Origin of the sequence: Terrimonas ginsenosidimutans (assembly GCF_022012415.1) — a bacterium.
GTDB lineage: Bacteria > Bacteroidota > Bacteroidia > Chitinophagales > Chitinophagaceae > Terrimonas_A > Terrimonas_A ginsenosidimutans.
In genome coordinates this window covers 50,633-67,679 of record NZ_JAKLTR010000007.1, presented here as the reverse complement: position 1 = coordinate 67,679, position 17,047 = coordinate 50,633, and the positions used below count along the sequence as shown (strand labels likewise).

The 17,047-nt window shown below is 46.3% G+C and carries 12 protein-coding genes and 1 riboswitch; of the genes, 3 read left to right on the top strand and 9 right to left on the bottom strand.

The annotated features are described in order from the left end of the window. Positions 1 to 57 precede the first annotated feature (57 nt). The 4 genes from LZZ85_RS12305 to LZZ85_RS12290 all read right to left on the bottom strand — a co-directional run bounded on the left by LZZ85_RS12305 (position 58) and on the right by LZZ85_RS12290 (position 5,411). On the bottom strand, positions 58 to 1,200 hold the full coding sequence (locus tag LZZ85_RS12305) for a YncE family protein (RefSeq protein WP_237872082.1): 1,143 nt from the start codon (positions 1,198 to 1,200) through the stop codon (positions 58 to 60). Then, complete coding sequence (locus LZZ85_RS12300) at positions 1,197 to 3,275, bottom strand: TonB-dependent receptor (RefSeq protein ID WP_237872080.1); 2,079 nt, start codon at positions 3,273 to 3,275, stop codon at positions 1,197 to 1,199. The genes LZZ85_RS12305 and LZZ85_RS12300 overlap by 4 nt, the downstream gene beginning before the upstream one ends. Before the next feature lie 108 nt (positions 3,276 to 3,383). Continuing rightward, a riboswitch (cobalamin riboswitch) is annotated at positions 3,384 to 3,584 on the bottom strand. 217 nt (positions 3,585 to 3,801) lie between these two features. Then, positions 3,802 to 4,917, bottom strand: a complete 1,116-nt coding sequence (locus LZZ85_RS12295) for a serine hydrolase domain-containing protein (protein ID WP_237872079.1) — start codon at positions 4,915 to 4,917, stop codon at positions 3,802 to 3,804. Positions 4,918 to 4,961: 44 nt separating this feature from the next. Further along, a complete protein-coding gene (locus LZZ85_RS12290) occupies positions 4,962 to 5,411 on the bottom strand; it encodes an SRPBCC family protein (RefSeq protein ID WP_237872076.1) in 450 nt (149 codons plus the stop codon). Positions 5,412 to 5,794: 383 nt separating this feature from the next. On the opposite strand from LZZ85_RS12290, the gene LZZ85_RS12285 reads away from it, so the two are divergent. From LZZ85_RS12285 to LZZ85_RS12275, 3 genes are all read left to right on the top strand, one after another. Continuing rightward, entirely contained in the window at positions 5,795 to 6,439 is a 645-nt protein-coding gene (locus tag LZZ85_RS12285) for a dihydrofolate reductase family protein (RefSeq protein ID WP_237872074.1), read from the top strand. 192 nt (positions 6,440 to 6,631) lie between these two features. Next, positions 6,632 to 6,901: a hypothetical protein gene (locus LZZ85_RS12280; RefSeq protein WP_237872072.1), complete on the top strand. Its 270-nt coding sequence runs from the start codon at positions 6,632 to 6,634 to the stop codon at positions 6,899 to 6,901. 242 nt (positions 6,902 to 7,143) lie between these two features. Further along, positions 7,144 to 9,072, top strand: a complete 1,929-nt coding sequence (locus tag LZZ85_RS12275) for a hypothetical protein (RefSeq protein WP_237872070.1) — start codon at positions 7,144 to 7,146, stop codon at positions 9,070 to 9,072. A 210-nt stretch (positions 9,073 to 9,282) separates the two neighbouring features. Here the strand turns inward: LZZ85_RS12275 and LZZ85_RS12270 are convergent, their stop codons facing one another. The 5 genes from LZZ85_RS12270 to LZZ85_RS12250 all read right to left on the bottom strand — a co-directional run bounded on the left by LZZ85_RS12270 (position 9,283) and on the right by LZZ85_RS12250 (position 16,904). Then, positions 9,283 to 11,400 carry a glycoside hydrolase family 97 protein gene (locus LZZ85_RS12270; protein WP_237872068.1) on the bottom strand — a complete coding sequence of 706 codons (2,118 nt, stop codon included), beginning with the start codon at positions 11,398 to 11,400 and terminating at the stop codon, positions 9,283 to 9,285. 25 nt (positions 11,401 to 11,425) lie between these two features. Continuing rightward, positions 11,426 to 12,775, bottom strand: a complete 1,350-nt coding sequence (locus LZZ85_RS12265) for an alpha-amylase family glycosyl hydrolase (RefSeq protein WP_237872067.1) — start codon at positions 12,773 to 12,775, stop codon at positions 11,426 to 11,428. 118 nt (positions 12,776 to 12,893) lie between these two features. Then, entirely contained in the window at positions 12,894 to 14,252 is a 1,359-nt protein-coding gene (locus LZZ85_RS12260) for an alpha-amylase family glycosyl hydrolase (RefSeq protein ID WP_237872065.1), read from the bottom strand. Between the two features lie 32 nt (positions 14,253 to 14,284). Further along, complete coding sequence (locus tag LZZ85_RS12255) at positions 14,285 to 15,385, bottom strand: SusE domain-containing protein (protein ID WP_237872062.1); 1,101 nt, start codon at positions 15,383 to 15,385, stop codon at positions 14,285 to 14,287. Between the two features lie 31 nt (positions 15,386 to 15,416). Then, positions 15,417 to 16,904, bottom strand: a complete 1,488-nt coding sequence (locus tag LZZ85_RS12250) for a RagB/SusD family nutrient uptake outer membrane protein (RefSeq protein WP_237872060.1) — start codon at positions 16,902 to 16,904, stop codon at positions 15,417 to 15,419. Positions 16,905 to 17,047: the final 143 nt, after the last annotated feature.

Below are 17,047 nucleotides of genomic sequence, written 5' to 3'. Positions count from 1 at the left end.
TTTTGGTTTCTGGTTATTTATGTTGGTCATTATTGAGAATCATGGTGATCATGGTGATCATGGCAATAAGGCAAAGTGGGCCGGGATATCGCCGGTCCTTACACTCCATTTCTTTTTACCTTCCTTATCGAAGCAGTAAAGTATTCCCGGAGAAACATAATTACCGGCATCCGTAACATAGATCTCCTTATTGAGCGGATTCACCATAATCCCATAGGGGATCTCTATCAGTTTATCAGTACCGTCAGAGATAAATGAGTTAGTGACTATCTCACGCGTTCTCGTATTGATGATACTATAGGTGATCACATTTGAATAAGTGATATAACTCCACTCGGTGCTGTATGTATACAGCGAGTCTCCTTCCAGGTAGAAGTTGCTGACAGCGATCGGCAATGTGTCCGTTACTTTCTGCTGCACTTTATCGATAAAGAAGAGCCGTGAAGGAAGTGTTTTATAGTCACCCCTTGAAGTAACCCACAGATCCCCTCGCCTATCCGCTCTGAGATGATGAAGATTATATGCCACATCGATCCTCTTGTCTTCCGTGAATGTTGACAGATCGATCACTGACACCGTTCGTTCATACTTTTCTGTATTACCAGCGCCCATATAACCACCTGAATTTGCCACATAGATCTTTCCATCCGTTATCTCCAACTCATCTGGCTGAAAACCGACAATACATTTATCCACTACCGTCAGCGTGGCGGTATCAACTTTTGCCACATAACCCTTTTGCGCATAGTTTGGATTGATCTCAATTGGTCCTGCATAAGAAGTCACATAGGCAAATCCCTTATCAAACTTTATGTACCTGCAATTGGGAATATCGATCTGCCCGATCCGCTTCGCTGTTTTTGCATTCATGACTTCCACTTTATTGGAAGCATTGATCACAGCGTAAAGTCTGCCTCCATATATGCGGATATCATTTCCCACATCTCCCATTTCTTTAGGAACGGTCGGATTCACCGCTGCGTAGATATTTCGTTGATACACGCCCGTTTTATAGTCGAAGAAATCAAGCGTGCTTTTATTACTCCCCATATTGCCCTCATTCAGCAGGTAGAATCCTGAGAACCCATTCACTGACGGCGGATCAACGGGAATATCCTCATTCATGAATACAGCAACATCCTTGCGGCAGGAGGCCAGCGCGAACAACATGACTATTGAAATAATGTAATTGAATTTCATAACTCGACAGATAAGATGAGTTTATAATTACGTTTAGGCATCGGATAGTTCAACACCACTTCACAATCCTGGCTGAACAGGTTATTGATCTCCGCTGAGATCTTGCAGGCAGTACGTTTCAGGATGAAATTCTTCACGGCGGAAACATCGCTCGTATACCAGGGTTGCTCATAATTCTCGGGGATATTCGCGGAATTATGATACCGTTCTCCGGTGTAGATATAACTGTAGTTCAGCTTCCAGCTTTTATACTGCATGCCTGCAATAAGCGATGCGCTATGCCACGGTATATAGGGAATTTGACCACCCCAGGTTTCGGCCTGCAGATCCGGATTCCGCCGGGTGGTAAAATCCTGGGCCATCTGATAGGTATATGTAGCGCGTAAATGAATAACAGCGTCCCGCGACAATTGAAAGCTTTGATCAGAGACCGCATCGATCCCTCTGATCTCAACAAGGCCGATATTCATCATCATCCATCGATACATGCCACTGCCTTTTGGGACGGCAATGATCTTATCGGTGACCCGGTTGTAATAGACATCGGCCTGTAGTTGCCATCGTTTCAAAAAGGAATGCAATGGACTTCGGGTATATTGAAAACCGAGATTGTACTGGTGAGTGAATTCAGGACGCAATGCAATATTACCGATATCAGTATAATAAAGATCATTGAAGGTGGGCATCCGGAAGATCTTTTTATAAAAAGCACGGATGTTGAATTCTTTTTGCCGGAAAGGTTTATAAGAAAGAAAAAATGCCGGGGTAAACTCCTGCTTGGAAGGGGCTGAGACAGAGATATTCCCACCACCATTATTTCCGCGGGTCACAGATTCACTAACGAATGTGGCAAGCAGGCTTGCCTGTAACTTTACCCTTCCTATCTCTCCGGCAGTAGCCAGGGCCACCAGGCTCGTAAATCTTTTGGGAAACACAAACCCGTCCAGGTTAGAGGTAAGTGTATTGTATTGAAGGTCGGTTGACAGGTTAATGTCGAAGTTCCTTGCAAGTGCATATTTATTTGCTGCTGAAACATACCATTCCTGCTGATGAAAGTTGTTATCTATGTATAACAAGGTTGTATCAGGATTCAGGTAACGCATGTAGTCATTCGCATATTTAGCGTTAACCTGGAGATCATACTTCGGTGCAATATTTTTCTGGAAAGATCCCTGAATAAAGAAGTTCCTGTCCCACTGCCGCTGCGCTCTTTTCCATACATTGTTTACGATCGCACCGGGGATCCCTCTTCCCGAATTGTAGAAATAAGCTTTAACATTCCACAGTCCCCGTTTGACATTACCGAATAAACCAGCTTCCACCCGTTGCGCTTCGATATCTCCGTTTTCCCTTACTGCTGTCGTATCCCATGCGGTATTGCCTGACCCTTCAAAGACCCGCTTGTAACGGAATTTATACCTGCCTGATGAATGCAGGTATTCACTGCTTAAAGAGAAATGGAGTTTCTCATTCAGTTTCTTTTCCCATAACAGAGATGGATTGATCAGGTCGAATGAACCCGCTTTCACCACACCTTTAAAATGCATGGAAGCAGCTGAATCAAATACGGGCCTCCTGCTTCTGAGGTAAATAGTACCGGAGGAACCAAAATCCCGTGCCGGCTGGAAAATATCGCTCTTCTGTCCATTATAAAGTGAGATCGATTCGATATTGTCCATGGAGAATCTGCCCAGGTCGATCTGGCCATTTTGCGCATTGCCGATTTGAATGCCGTCATAGAAAACGCCCATGTGATTGGTTCCCATGCTGCGCATATCCACAGTTTTCAATCCGCCAATACCACCATAGTCTTTCACCTGTACACCAGCGAAATATCGCATGGCGTCCGCTACAGAAAAGCTGTTCAGGCTTTCCAGTTCCTGCCCTGATAATTTTTGAGCCGGGATAACTTCTTTATGCGTAACGGCCGAGACTGTGATGCCGGGCAATGACTTCACCTTTCCCGTGTCGGTTTTTGACACAGTGGCAGGATCAACCTGCTGAGCAGCCAGTTGAGCAACGGCAAATAGCAAAGCCTGCGCCAGCAGCACTCTCCGAATGACAGAAAATGACATTTCTATTTGATAAAATGATCAAATAGCTTACAGGATGATAATAGAAAACAAAGGAATACTGACAATGTCAGTATTGGTTTGCATTCCAAGCTTCATTCCACGAAAGCTTAAAACATATCTGCTTTGGCAGGTCTCCTGACTTGTTCTCATTTTGAACGCCTTCCCATACGCCTAAGCATACAGTGGCTGAATTGTCAAAATGTTTTTATAGAACTTACAGTAGCGGGTCTGCTCAGGATTTACACCTGATTCCCTTTTAATCAATGTGACCCAGGTTGGATCAATTGAACCAATGCGGCGCGAAGATACATATTTGGTTAATGGAAATGATTATCTGTTGAAAGGAAGTTAATAACGGTATCACATATTTGCCGGTAACCGGATATATGCATAAGGCAAGCTCATTCACTGACCTGCTTTGAGGGCCCATGACTGATGGCGGATAGCGATGGCCGATGGATTGCTCAGCTGGAATCTACCATCACAAATGAAATACAAATGGCTTGTGGACTGACCCTGTATTTCGTCATCGACGATGGGGCGTTGTTTGTTTATACGGCAAATCCTTGCGCCCTTCCCATCCGGGCAGGATATATCTTATCAGGAGATCAAATGCTTTCTTCGCTTTCCACGAACTATAATTCGACTGCATGAACACTACTACCAGGTCGAGCCCCGGAACAATCAGAATATATTGACCGCCATTGCCTGATGCAAACCAAACATCTTCCTGGAATTTCGCTGTGACCATCCGCTCTTTATACCAGTAATAGCCATAGTATGTTGGCTGAGGTATGGCCACGGCAGACCGGCTGAATTTCACAAAGGAAAAATCGGCAATCCCGATCGGAGTTTGCATCGAAGCCCTGATCCATGCCGCCGAAACAATCCTTTTGCCCTTCCATATTCCCTGCTGCCGGACCAGTTCCCCGATCTTGAGCATATCAGCAGGGCGGAAATAAAATGATCCTGCAGTCATGCCATGACCCGCAGGATCGATCGTCCATCTGTAATGCGTGATCCCCAGGGGAGTAAACAAATAGCGTTTTGCAAAATCCATGATGCTCATCCCCGCCGCACGGCTGATGATATCGCCGAGGATCACGGGAGCACTCGAGTTGTAAGCCCAGACAGTTCCGGGCGGGTCCTTCAGCGGGATCGCCAGCGAGAATTGTACCCAGTCATTTGAAAGGGACATCGCAGACTCGCAATCCTTACCATCATTGAATTCTTCACAATCAAAGCCCGCCTTCATGTTCAGCAGATCTTCAATGGTCATATTTCGCTTGAGCGAATCTTTACCCGCAAAGCCGCGGAATTCCGGAAAGAAAGAATACACTTTCTGATGCGCGTTCTTAATAAATCCCTGATCGATCGCAATACCCATCAGCAGGCTGGTAACAGATTTGAACGCTGACCGGGAATCATGTAACGAATCTTTTGTCCATCCGCCATAATAACGCTCATAAACCGGGTTGCCCCGGTGAGAGATCAGGATGCTGTTAATGCCCTCATATTGCCCCGCCGTAACGACGCTGGTCAGACTGTCAAGGAGAACCTGCCTCGTGCGGTTCACCTGACTGTAAAGGCCGGAATGACAGCCTGCCGCCATTACCAGGAATAAAAAGACGTTCTTGCGCATAGTTGATCGTTTGAAACGATCAGCCCGGTAGAATGTTACAGTTGCTACGCATCCGGAATATTCGGCTCCACCAACCTCATGAGCTTATCCAGCGATTCCTGCCAGCCCAAATAGCACATCTCCACTGGTATCATATCCGGGATCCCTTCCTGGGTAATGTTGATCTCCGTTCCGGCAATATTTTTCCTCAGGGAAACAGTCGTGGTCATCTCACCCGGCAGATTCGGATCATCAAACTTATCCGTGTATTTCAAAAATTCATTTGGCTTAAGCTCTACGTATACCCCTCCAAAAGAATGACTATTACCGGTCGAAAAATTCTGGAATGACATCCGGAAAGAGCCGCCTTTCTCTGCATTCATTTCGTGTACTATGCATACGAATCCATACGGAGGAAGCCACGAGGCCATTGCTGCCGCCTCTGTAAAAGCGCGATAAACTTTCTCCGGAGATGCTTTAACCACCCGGTGTAATGAAACAGAATTATTTGCCATAAAATGTTTTTTTATTCCTACTCATCTGGCTTTTCGGTTCCGCCCGTTTTTTTGAGTGGTTGCTTCTCCACTGATATTGCTGTTGCTTGTTTATGAACGTCAGCACATCAAAGATGCGGCGAAGATCTCATTCGAACGCAGGTGGTATCAGACATTCAACGGGCTGTTTGCGACGTGTAGTGATATTTATGTTGGAGACTGTCGGAATAGACACATAAACTGTCGCTTGCAGCCCTCTTCCCTCCTGTCTGATCTTCGGAACTTTAGCGCACCCGGGCAAAGGGAAATGACCTTTGAATTAATTATCTTGGAGAGCAAGTTCGCCTGCTGTTCCCGATCACCGGTCATCGAAAACAGCATTTACAATTAAAAAACGATAACGTATGGGCAAAGTCAAAGTAACAGCATTCACTATTTCGCTCGATGGATACGGAGCGGGGCCTGGCCAAACACTTGAACAGCCAATGGGAGTGGGCGCGGAACATCTTCATACCTGGATGAGGACCACCAAAATGTTTCACCAGATGATGGGTAAAGAAGGTGGAACGGAAGGCCTGGATAACGACATTGCCAATAGCTCTATGGCACACTGCGGCGCCTGGATCATGGGTCGTAACATGTTTGGCCCGATCCGCGGCCCCTGGCCCGATAATGAATGGCAGGGCTGGTGGGGCCCGGAGCCTCCTTATCATTGCCCCGTATTTGTTCTGACCAATCATGCCAGAGAACCATTGGAAATGAAGGGAGGTACAACGTTCTATTTTATCACTGACGGAATAGTATCCGCTTTGGAAAAAGCAAAGGATGCGGCCAATGGTAAGGATATCAGGATCGGCGGCGGCACGTCAACCATCAGGCAGTATCTGCAGGCCGGCTTGATCGATGAAATACAATTGACGATCTCCCCTGTCCTGCTTGGTTCAGGTGAGCATCTGCTCGAAGGCCTGGATCTGCCGAAGCTGGGATTTAATGAGGTGGAGAAGATCAACGGGGAACAGGCAATGCATGTAGTGCTGAGAAAGAAATAGCATCTACCATTTTGGTATTCAATAAACTGCGCGCCGGTAACCGTTTGTTGCCGGCGCGTTTTTGTCTTGAATAGGATCAAAAGCCCTTTTAAAAAGGCCAGTGTTTTTTTTCAACAAGGGGAATAAAACGTCACGGTATTCAAGCGTTCTATTCCTGATTTGATTAAATTTAAGAATAACAAATCTTGCTATATGAACAAATGGCCAATCACCTTAGATTTTGAGCAATGGAAACTCGGCGTTCAATCTGAAAAGAAGGGACCGAATTGTTTTCATTTTCTGCTGGATGACCAACACGCGAGCGTTTTTATTGACATTACCATTCAAACCGACCCTGGTAAACTCTTCTTCGATATCGACGCAACTAATTCAACAAAACATTGGGACGCAGCTAAACAATTGACTATCTCGAATGCCTTGGCAGACGCACTCAGACAACATAAACAGTACTGGCCAGGGTAACAGCTGAATCAACATCCTCTGATATGCGTAGACTCTGGTCTACTTCTGATATGCGTAGACTCTGGTCTACGCATATCACCTTCTTATGCGTAGAACCTGGTCTACGCATAACATCCACGCATCCCTTTTTAAGGGGATCCTAACCACCTTCAATCTCCCCTTTTCAAGCGATTATTTTTCCCACCTGCAATCGCCATCTTTGAGAACGCACATAATCGTCACTTTCCATCAATAACCAGCACATGAAACCGCATCTGATCGCTATTCTCCTGCTCTCCTCTTTTCACGCTATGGCGCAAACGCCCGACAGCCGTGGCATCTATGTCGGTAATAGCCTGGAAGATATTGATCTCGGATGGATGAATTCGATCGTTGTAAAACAACCGTCAAAGCCGTTTGCGCAACACGGCTGGAGTTATACTGCTGCTCAAACAGATGCATCGCAGAAAATAGGATCCTGGATCCAGCAAACGTACTCCCAGCTGGGTCTGCTCGGAGAGCTTAAACTTTCTCTGCTTGCCCCTGAACCATCCTACGCGGAAAGCAGCAAAAGCTACGATTCCAATGAAGCTGAAAAGAATAACCGCAATGCTTTACCCAATACATATGGTGCATTTGCAAAGTTCCACCAATGCATTTCTAAAACCGCTACCAAAAAATTCTGGCCCACACCCGGCAACCATTGTTACATGGGGCTTGATATCATGGCGAATAACGTGCAGCTGATCAGCAAGCAGGTGATCGGGCTTTCATACACTGACGACTATTACTGCATTATGCCCAGGTACGAGCCGGGTATAAAAGGAAGGTTCGAGAAAGAATGGATGCCCGCCGCCCTGGAATACCGCAACTTCAATAAAAGTCCTAACCTCGCAAACTATGAACATTATATATTGCCGGCAAAGTCAATCAACAATAATTCGCATACCTATGTAGTTATCATGACCCGGGACCGAAAACCCTTGCCATTTGAGCAGGTCACCATGGGTGAGCTCATCAGCAGGATAGAAACACAATTCCCCCTGCTTCATAAAATGGCTGTCAACAATGGCCTGACAACACGGATGCCACGCGTGGTGGATGATGCGAAACGAGGATTTCAGCTGTTTAAAAACAAATTCAAAGATCAGTTGAGCAAGTATGTGTATTGCCCGGATGCAGATCTCAGCATTGATCTGCTGTCTTTTTCACAGATAGAAGAAGGCAAAGACATCAGCTGGATCAGGACCGAAACAGTCACAACCGGAAAGAACGGCTGGGTAGAAAATAATTTCCCCTTGCTGCGCCTGAAGAAAGGTGTTAAGCAAGCGCTTGCAACGGGTGCTCCGCAATGGATCGTTTTTAAGATCGATGGGCCTCTCAATGCTTCTTATACGGGCAATGTCCAAATGATGGATAATTTCGTCAGCCGTTTTAATTATGACTATGTATACCGCTATTTCTTTGGGAATGACAAAGTGATCGAACCTTACAAACCTCTCGGGGCAGTGACGGAAAATGGACAAAAGAATAACAGCCCGGCAGTAACACTTTCCGCTGCTGCCAAAAAGAATGCGTCCGATAAGTCCATTCTGTTCTTTGAAGATTTTTCCGGTACAGCCGTAGGTACTCCTCCGCAAAGCTGGACAACCCAGCGAAGCGAAGTGTCAGGGGAACAGGTTTCAGTAACAAACGTAGAGAAGGTAGATGGCAATTGGCTTCAACTGAGACGAACGGCAACAGCAAAGAACTTCCCGCAAAACATAAACGGAGATTTTGAGCTGAGTTATGATCTGCTCGTACGCAAGGGCGACGTACCCTGGGGAACTCCGGGAATAGATATGCAACTGAAATTCACCGGTGGCACCGGCGAAAAAAGCATCACCCTCAATGTCTCTCCGGGCGATATGAACCGGGCTGATGCTGCAGGTTGGGTGATCATTAACGGTTTAACCACTTGTAAAGTATCCAGCTATTATTCACTGTCAGGGTTCACCGGCAGCAAGCCTCTAAACAGAGCAACGATCAGTTTGCAAAGAAAAGGAGAAAGCGTAGTGGTCTTGTGCAACAACAGCAAAATATATGAATGCGCTTCGGGATTCCCTGCTGCTGCGATACTAAAAGGATTGAGTTTTTATGTAAATGAAAAAAATCTTTATTATCTGAGCAATATTCAGATCAGGAAATTATAAGCAGAAGACCAGGAAATGACCTACACAGATTGACCCCATTGTCGTTTGGTTTGCAGCATTCACCGTTTCTTTTTTCTCATGCAGGCAACACCTGCGACAGGCTTCAGCGCGCACCCATAAAAAAAAGGCCTCCCTGTAGAAACAGCGAGACCTCTCGAAACTTGATTCCGAGCTTAACATTATTATCAATGATATGTTCTAAGGGAATAGTTATTTAACGGGAACAATACTGACCGCAGCTCCTCCACCCTTCGCCAACTTCAATTTCAAAACAGTATTCCGGTCAACAGTCATTTTGCGGATCTGATACGCTTCGGGATTTGTTTGCCAGTCCGCCTTATCAGCATCTGCATAGATCATTGCGTCATATTTTGTATCCCTGTCAAGAAAATCGAGCTTAACCGTACTCTCTCTGCTGTTCTCATCAGTTATCGCACCGATGAACCAATTCGGCTTTGCCTTTTCTTTCCGTGCAATGGTCAGGTAATCTCCCGGCTCCGCTTCGATGACCTTTGTATCGTCCCAGTCAAGTGCAACGTCCCTGATGAATTGAAAGGCATCGGGATACCGCTCATAGTTCTCCGGAAGATCCGCTGCCATCTGCAATGGACTGTACATCGTAACATACAAGGCCAGTTGTTTGGCAAGTGTTGTATGCATTTGACGTTTGGGGTCAGCGGCAGCGTATCCACGGAGCTTAAAGATCCCCGGAGTGTAGTCCATGGGGCCGCCCATCAGCCTGGTAAAAGGAAGAATGGTTTCATGCTCGGGCGGACTGCCTTCGCTGAATGCATTCCATTCATTTCCGCGACCAGCTTCAGAGGCAACAAAATTAGGCCAGGTGCGATGGAGCCCGGTTGGGCGGACAGGTTCGTGCATATCGATCATCACTTTATGCTTCGCGGCAACTTCAGCCGAACGAATATACTGGTTGATCATCCACTGCCCGTCATGATGCTCACCTACCGGCGTGATCTTGCCAACATAACCGGTCTTTACCGCCGGGTATCCATACCGGTTCATCAACCTGAATGCAGTGTCCAGCCTGCGGTCATAATTAGCTGCGCTGGCTCCGGTTTCATTATGCATGATCATTTTGACATTCTTCTGCTTTGCATAACGATTGATCTCTTCCAGATCAAAATCGGGATAAGGCGTTACATAATCGAAATTCTCTTCTTTATAAACACCCGTCCACTCTTCCCAGCCGGTATTCCATCCTTCAACAAGCAGGCCTTCAATGCCATTCTTTGATGCGAAATCTATGTATCGCTTAACATTCGCTGTATTCGCGGCATGACGTCCATTACCGACCAGTGTACCATTGGCTGAAAGAGAGTCGATATTATCAGTATAATTCCAGCTGGTTTTGCCAATCTGCATTTCCCACCACACACCCATGAACTTCATCGGCCTGATCCAGGAAACATCTCCGATACGCGAAGGCTCATTGAGATTCAGGATCATTTTCGAGTTGAGGATATCCGGCGCTTTATCGCTGACAATGATCGTACGCCATGGCGTATTTGCAGGTGTCCTTAAATAGCCTTTATTCCCGGCGGCATCAGGCACCAGTGATGCGGTAAGACTGTAATTCGCTTTATCAACATGGAGTTGCATAGAAGAGTAATTCACCAGCGCAGCCTCATGGATATTCAGGTAAAGGCCCTCAGCCGTTTTCATCATCAACGGCGTTTGAACAGCATGTTGATCAGGCATATTCTCTTCCTTCCTGCCAAAAGACAACATGGGAAACTTCCATGCGTTTATTTCGCTAAGCTTTGAGGTAGTATAAAGATATTCGTTGGAATCATAGTCCCCCGGGATCCAGAACGTTTTATGATCTCCCGTAAGATTGAATTCTGTCAATTCATTTTCCACCACAAAGAATCGTAATGAAGGTTGTATCGGAAATTCATACCTGAACCCCACCCCTTCTGCGAAAACCCTGAACACGATATTCATCAACAGGAAGGGAGCTTCTTTCTGCTGCAGGAAAACCTTCAACTGCTTATAGTTGTTCCTGATACTACTCACTTCGCCCAATACCGGCTTCCAGGTTTCATCTGCTGAGCTCAGTTCCGTTTTTAATATTTTGAAGTTGCTGTCTAATACAAACCCTTCTTTTACCTTAAACCCAAGTCTTGATGCGCTGACCACCTGCCTGCCATCGAACGATACAGCATAACGGGCCACTCCTCTTTCATCAAGCTTAAAACCCAGCTCTACTTTGTTCATCGAAACCGGACGGGGATTTTGCTGAGCTGAAGCCGGGATCACAAAAAGATGTACGAACAATAAGATCCATTGCACTTTTCCTGCTGACATATTTCTACTATTTGAAACGCTTAACTTATTTGGACGTTTGTGTCACGAGCACCCGGTAAGAATACGGAGCCAGTTTGATTTTTGCAGGCAGCTTCGCTTTGCCGCCAGTGAAAATATCCTTCCATGATGATCTGGCAACTACTGACGGCAACGCATAGCTCATCTCCTCCGCCCTCAGGTTGACGATCACCAGCACTGTCTCCTTCCCTTCCTTCTTTGTAAACGCACAGACATCGGCATTGCTGAAACTGGTGAGTTGTCCGGCACGAAGTGCTTTAATGCTGTTGCGGGCCGCCAGGATCTTCTTGTATTCAGCAGTTACCTGTGGGTTCAACGACCAGTCGATATTTCTTCCTGTAAAAGGAAAAACAAGGCGGTATGGGGTACCGACTTCTTCTCCATTGTAGATCATCGGGATGCCTTTCATATAAGCCGCGACCACAAAAGCCGCCATTGCACCACGCTGGCCACCGAACAATTCCTGTGGCGTACCATCACTGCCATTTACATCATGATTTGTCACATATCTGACCATGGATTGAGTTCCATCAACCACACCTTTATAATCGGAAATATTTAAACTGTCGATTGAAACAACACTGCGCTTATGTTCATGGATATCTTTCATCCGCTCAAAAAACCGGAAACCAAAATTATAATCAAAGCCTGCGGAAAAATGTGCAGCGCGTGATCCCTCCGCAAGCATGAGCAACTTGCGATCTTTAAGATTACGCAACGTATCGATCGCCTGCTTCCAGAAGTCCACCGGCGGGCCGTCTGCATAATCACAACGAAAACCATCAATATTCGCGGCATTCACCCAGTACTTCATTGCGCTGATCATTTCCAAACGCATATCAGCGTTTTTGAAATTCAGCTGCGCAACATCATTCCATCCCATTCCCGGCGGACTCAGGATCCTACCAGTTGAGTCCTGGAGATACCAGGATGGATTAGCCGTCCATGGATGATCATACGCCGTATGATTAGCCACCCAGTCGAGGATCACTGCCAGCCCTTTTCCATGCGCTGCATTTACCAGGTCCCGCAGATCTTGCAGCGAACCAAACTCTTCGTTGACGCTGACGTAATCACGGATACAGTACGGAGAATTGACCGACTTAACCTTCCCGACCGGATAGGTTGGCATCAGGTAAACAACGTTTGCGCCCAGCGCTTTTATAGAATCAAGCCGGGGCATTACACCTTTAAGATCGCCTGTTTCGCTGAAAGCCCTGATGTTCACCTGGTAGATGATCGCATCCTGCCGGTTGGGTACGCGTTGAAAAGGCTTTTCAGATGGCTGGGAATAACCTGACGTCCATTTAACAGAAGCAAATAAAACCGGTAAAAGAAAAAGCATTCGAACATTCATATGAGTTCATATTATTCGGACTAAACAATTACTTGCTCCTGAAAAAGCAAGATCTGTATGGAAGGATCGCCAGGGCCGCTAAGACTCTTCGCGTTCTTTGCGAAATTACTGCTCCGGTCTATTTCTTTTGAAGAACCCGGTAGCCGAAAGCCGGCAAATTAACCTGCGTGGTCAATGTTACATTGGCTGTGCTGAATCCATCCGTCCAGGAAGAACTGGCTAATGAAGCTGGCAGGGTATAATCAACCGGACGATTGCGGAGATTCACCATTACAAAAACCGTTTCATTGTCTTTCTTCCTGGTGAATGCAACAACATCATCGCTACTATACGTAAAAAGTTCGCCATACCTGATAGCCGCACTTGCATTCCGGAATCCCAGGATCTTCTTGTAGTTAGCTGTGACCGCAGGATTCAGGGTCCAGTTGATCTTCTCTGCAGTGAACGGAAATTTCAGCTGGTAGGGCAGGGCTTTTTCTTCTCCACTATAGATCATCGGAATACCCTTCATATACGCTGATACAATGAGTGCGGCTAATGCACCATCGTTGCCGCCAAATAGTTGCTGAGGTGTGCCGTCTGAACTATTTACATCATGATTGGTGATGTATCGCAACACCATTGATCCTTCATAACTGTTGACATATTCAGAGGTGTTCATCCCGGTGATGGACGTAGCTGGCTTAGCCTGGCCAAATACGTCTTTCAGGTTGGCAAACCAACCGAACCCATATTTCAGCTCGAATCCTGCCCTGAAATGATCGGACCTTGTCCCTTCTGCGATATTGAACAGCTTGCGGCCGGGAATGCTGTTCAGTGAAGCCAGCGCTTTTTTCCAGAAAGCAAACGGCACATTATCCGCAAAATCAAAACGGTATCCATCGACATTCGCCGTAAAGATCCAGTAGCGGAGTGCCTCTATCATTGCCTGCTGCAAGGTGTCATTGTTGAAGTTAAGCTGGGCTACATCATTGTAACCGGAAGGGGAAACGATGTTCCCGCCGGCATTCTGCTGATACCAGCTCTTATGCGCTGTGATCCACGGGTGATCCCAGGCCGTATGATTGGGAACAATATCCAGTATCACAGCCATTTCCTTTTCATGAGCCTTGTTCACAAGATTGCGGAGATCATCCAGCGTACCGAATTCCGTTGCCACCGCCTGAAAATCTTTCACACAATAAGGAGAATTGATACTGTTGACCGTTCCCACAGGGTAGATGGGCATCAGGTAAACAACGTTTACACCAAGTGCTTTGATCGAATCAAGCCGCGCCGTAACGCCCGCAAGATTTCCGGCAGCACTGAATGCACGGGTATTCACCTGGTAAACTGCCGCATCTTTTACCACGGGTACCTTACTGAACGGCGTTCCGTACTGTGCAGGGTCCGAAGGCAGTCCCGTCACAACCGGCGCATCATCCTTGCTGCAGGACAGAAAAAGTATAGCAAGGAAAAAGACTGAATATTTTTTCATCGATAAATGATTAGGCGAAATGTAAAATAAGGTTAGTTCTTATGCAGGATATAGGTATAGTTACCTGCATTATGCAGATCAAGGGTGATCGTATAATTTCCCGATTCTGGAACCGTAAGGTTATCCAGGTTTGGCGTATACCCAAGGAATGGATTATCTGCATATTTCAATTCTTTTGTGACCGGATCTATGCCGAAGTCCAGTTGCCATGCATTGTTTGCACGGAACTTGAATGAACCTGCGGCGCTCATATTGCAGGTAACTTTCCAAACCTTTGCAGCTTGATCATAGGTCAGCTGTGTATCTGTATCCCAGCCACCCGGTGAGGCATCGCCAAGAATACTCCAGGTAGTTTTAGTATTTGTCCACTTCTTTGTATTGAGGTTAGCCGTAAGGTAATAGTAGCCGCCGGATGCAACTGACATATTCCCACCTGCATAGTTTGCCTCGATGATATCACCACTTGTTCCGGTGGCATCACCATATGCCATCGGCGTCCAGTCTGGCTGAGGAGTCATTTTGAACTGATAGCTTCCGCCGTCAGGGATGTATACATAGCCTTCATACATTTCCGGTTTGTCTTTCACTTCCCTGATCACTGGAGCGCCACCCGGGTTCCAACCCTGGTAATCACCCGGCAGGTAAAGCGTTTTTAATACCGTTACACGGTATGGCGTCACTTTAAAGCTGACGGTGTTGGAATACACTTTACGATCAAGCGTGGCAACTACGCGAGCCACAATGGTATTGGCCGTATCTTTAGGCAGACCAAGTTTATTCAGCGCAATATCATTCAGCGTAGCTCCGGAAAGAGACTGCAATAAGACATCGTCACCGGCAGTGATGGTATGCACCTTACTCCATGCGGTTGACCCCAGTGTATCTGCGGGAGTGGTGAACTGTACCGCATAGTTTACCGGTGCGGGGACCTTGAATGTTACAGATGGCCAGGAGAAGCTAACAACAGATGTATTGTTATTATCCGGCGTAAGCACCACTTCTGTTGCCGAAGAGGTAAGCTTTTGCGGAAAGTCTACCACGTCCAGGTAAGTGAGTGCTGCATCTTTCTTACAGGCGGTAAAGAAGATAGCAGCAGTAAGTATCAGGCAGAACTTTTGAAAGATCGTTCTCATAAATAATTTCATTTAATGGCGTTGAATCAGTTTAATAACCGGGATTTTGCGTCAGGTTCTTATTTGCATCAAGAGCGAAAGTCGGGATCGGGTAAAGCTTTCTGAAAGCACCGGACGCAGGTTTGAAATCGTGGGCCAGCAGGAACTTGTCGAAGCGGATCATATCCTGGCGGCGATGTCCTTCCCATGTCAGTTCAAATCCTCTTTCGTTGTAGATGTCATCCAGCGTCGGATCAGCCGCCAATCCTGGTAAACCGGCACGTGTCCTCACCTGGTCAACAAATGGTTTTGCTGACGCCGCATCACCCAAACGCACATGGCATTCAGCCTTCATCAACAAGATATCAGCGTAGCGGTAGATCGGGAAATCATTCGATGCACCACCGCCATTCAACGGACCAACCGGATAAAATTTCATATTGCGCGTTCCTTCTTCCCTGCCCGCTCCCGGGTTATCTAATGAAGAGATCGTAGGGGAATAATTCACGCCGCCTGGTTGCGCACCTGAGATGAACTGACGTTTGCGGATATCGTTATTATCAAACCTGTTTACATAATTTTCATGCGTTACCGTACCGTTCCAACCGGTCGCATTAAAGAGTGCTACAAAATGCGGCCCTAACAGGCTGCGGATGGTAAAGATGTTCCGCCCTACGATATCTGTTTTTGTATAGATCGAAAGGATCGTTTCATCCTGCGGATTCTCATCTCCAAAAAGATCGAAATAGGTATTACCCAGCGGACTTGCCGCGTTGGCCGTGGCCGGATGCAGACTGAATCCTCCCGCTGTAAGTTTATTGCATGCAGCAAGACATTCAGCCCATTTCGGCGTACCGGTATACACTCCTGCATTCAGGTACACTTTTGCAAGCAAGGCATACCCTGCCCATTTATTAAAACGACCGTAATACTGCCCGCCTTTGTCCGCACTGAGTTTTTCAACGTTGTCGGATAACTCTGTAACAATAAAATTGTAGACATCTGCCCTGCTTTTCTGCGGCAGGTTTTCAATGGTGATATTATTCTCTGTATAAAAGGGAACATTCCCAAAATCGTCCACCAGTAAGTAATAAAAGAAAGCGCGCAATACTCTTGCTTCAGCTATCTTGGCTGTTTCCGCTTTTGCATTGGTCAGTTGCTCCACCGCAAGGTTCGCTGTAAAAATGGATTTGTACAACCAGTTCCAGGTATTGCCAACGATCAAATGTGTAGGCAACCATTCGTGCTTATACAACTGAACAAAGTCCAGCTGCCAGTCACCCGTATTCCGGTGAGGGATCACCTGTTCATCAGACGACATACTGTTCAGATCATACCAGCCATTATCCGCACCGGCATAACCCACCCCACCCCAGTTACCAGCGATCTGGGCGTAAACGCTTGCCAGTGCTACATCAGAGCCCGTTGGCGAATTATAGAAATCATCCGCAGAATAGCGGTCGTATATGTTTTCATCCACTTTAGTACAGCTTTGGACAAGCTGGAAAGTGAGCAGTAAAAAGAAAAGTATTTTTTTCATCACACAAAAAGTTTATAAGAACAGTTTTTCAATTTGAAGTTTCCACTACGGTTTAAAAATTTCAAGGTTTTAAAATTTAAAAGCTGGCAGATGCGCTGATCAGCGCGTAGTCCAACGTTAAACCACTAAACATTTAAACTTTT

Excerpts from the sequence above, each read along its gene's own strand:
- LZZ85_RS12305 (WP_237872082.1), bottom strand. The coding sequence starts at position 1,200 with ATGAAATTCAATTACATTATTTCAATAGTCATGTTGTTCGCGCTGGCC.
- LZZ85_RS12300 (WP_237872080.1), bottom strand. The coding sequence starts at position 3,275 with ATGTCATTTTCTGTCATTCGGAGAGTGCTGCTGGCGCAGGCTTTGCTA.
- LZZ85_RS12295 (WP_237872079.1), bottom strand. The coding sequence starts at position 4,917 with ATGCGCAAGAACGTCTTTTTATTCCTGGTAATGGCGGCAGGCTGTCAT.
- LZZ85_RS12290 (WP_237872076.1), bottom strand. The coding sequence starts at position 5,411 with ATGGCAAATAATTCTGTTTCATTACACCGGGTGGTTAAAGCATCTCCG.
- LZZ85_RS12285 (WP_237872074.1), top strand. The coding sequence starts at position 5,795 with ATGGGCAAAGTCAAAGTAACAGCATTCACTATTTCGCTCGATGGATAC.
- LZZ85_RS12280 (WP_237872072.1), top strand. The coding sequence starts at position 6,632 with ATGAACAAATGGCCAATCACCTTAGATTTTGAGCAATGGAAACTCGGC.
- LZZ85_RS12275 (WP_237872070.1), top strand. The coding sequence starts at position 7,144 with ATGAAACCGCATCTGATCGCTATTCTCCTGCTCTCCTCTTTTCACGCT.
- LZZ85_RS12270 (WP_237872068.1), bottom strand. The coding sequence starts at position 11,400 with ATGTCAGCAGGAAAAGTGCAATGGATCTTATTGTTCGTACATCTTTTT.
- LZZ85_RS12265 (WP_237872067.1), bottom strand. The coding sequence starts at position 12,775 with ATGAATGTTCGAATGCTTTTTCTTTTACCGGTTTTATTTGCTTCTGTT.
- LZZ85_RS12260 (WP_237872065.1), bottom strand. The coding sequence starts at position 14,252 with ATGAAAAAATATTCAGTCTTTTTCCTTGCTATACTTTTTCTGTCCTGC.
- LZZ85_RS12255 (WP_237872062.1), bottom strand. The coding sequence starts at position 15,385 with ATGAGAACGATCTTTCAAAAGTTCTGCCTGATACTTACTGCTGCTATC.
- LZZ85_RS12250 (WP_237872060.1), bottom strand. The coding sequence starts at position 16,904 with ATGAAAAAAATACTTTTCTTTTTACTGCTCACTTTCCAGCTTGTCCAA.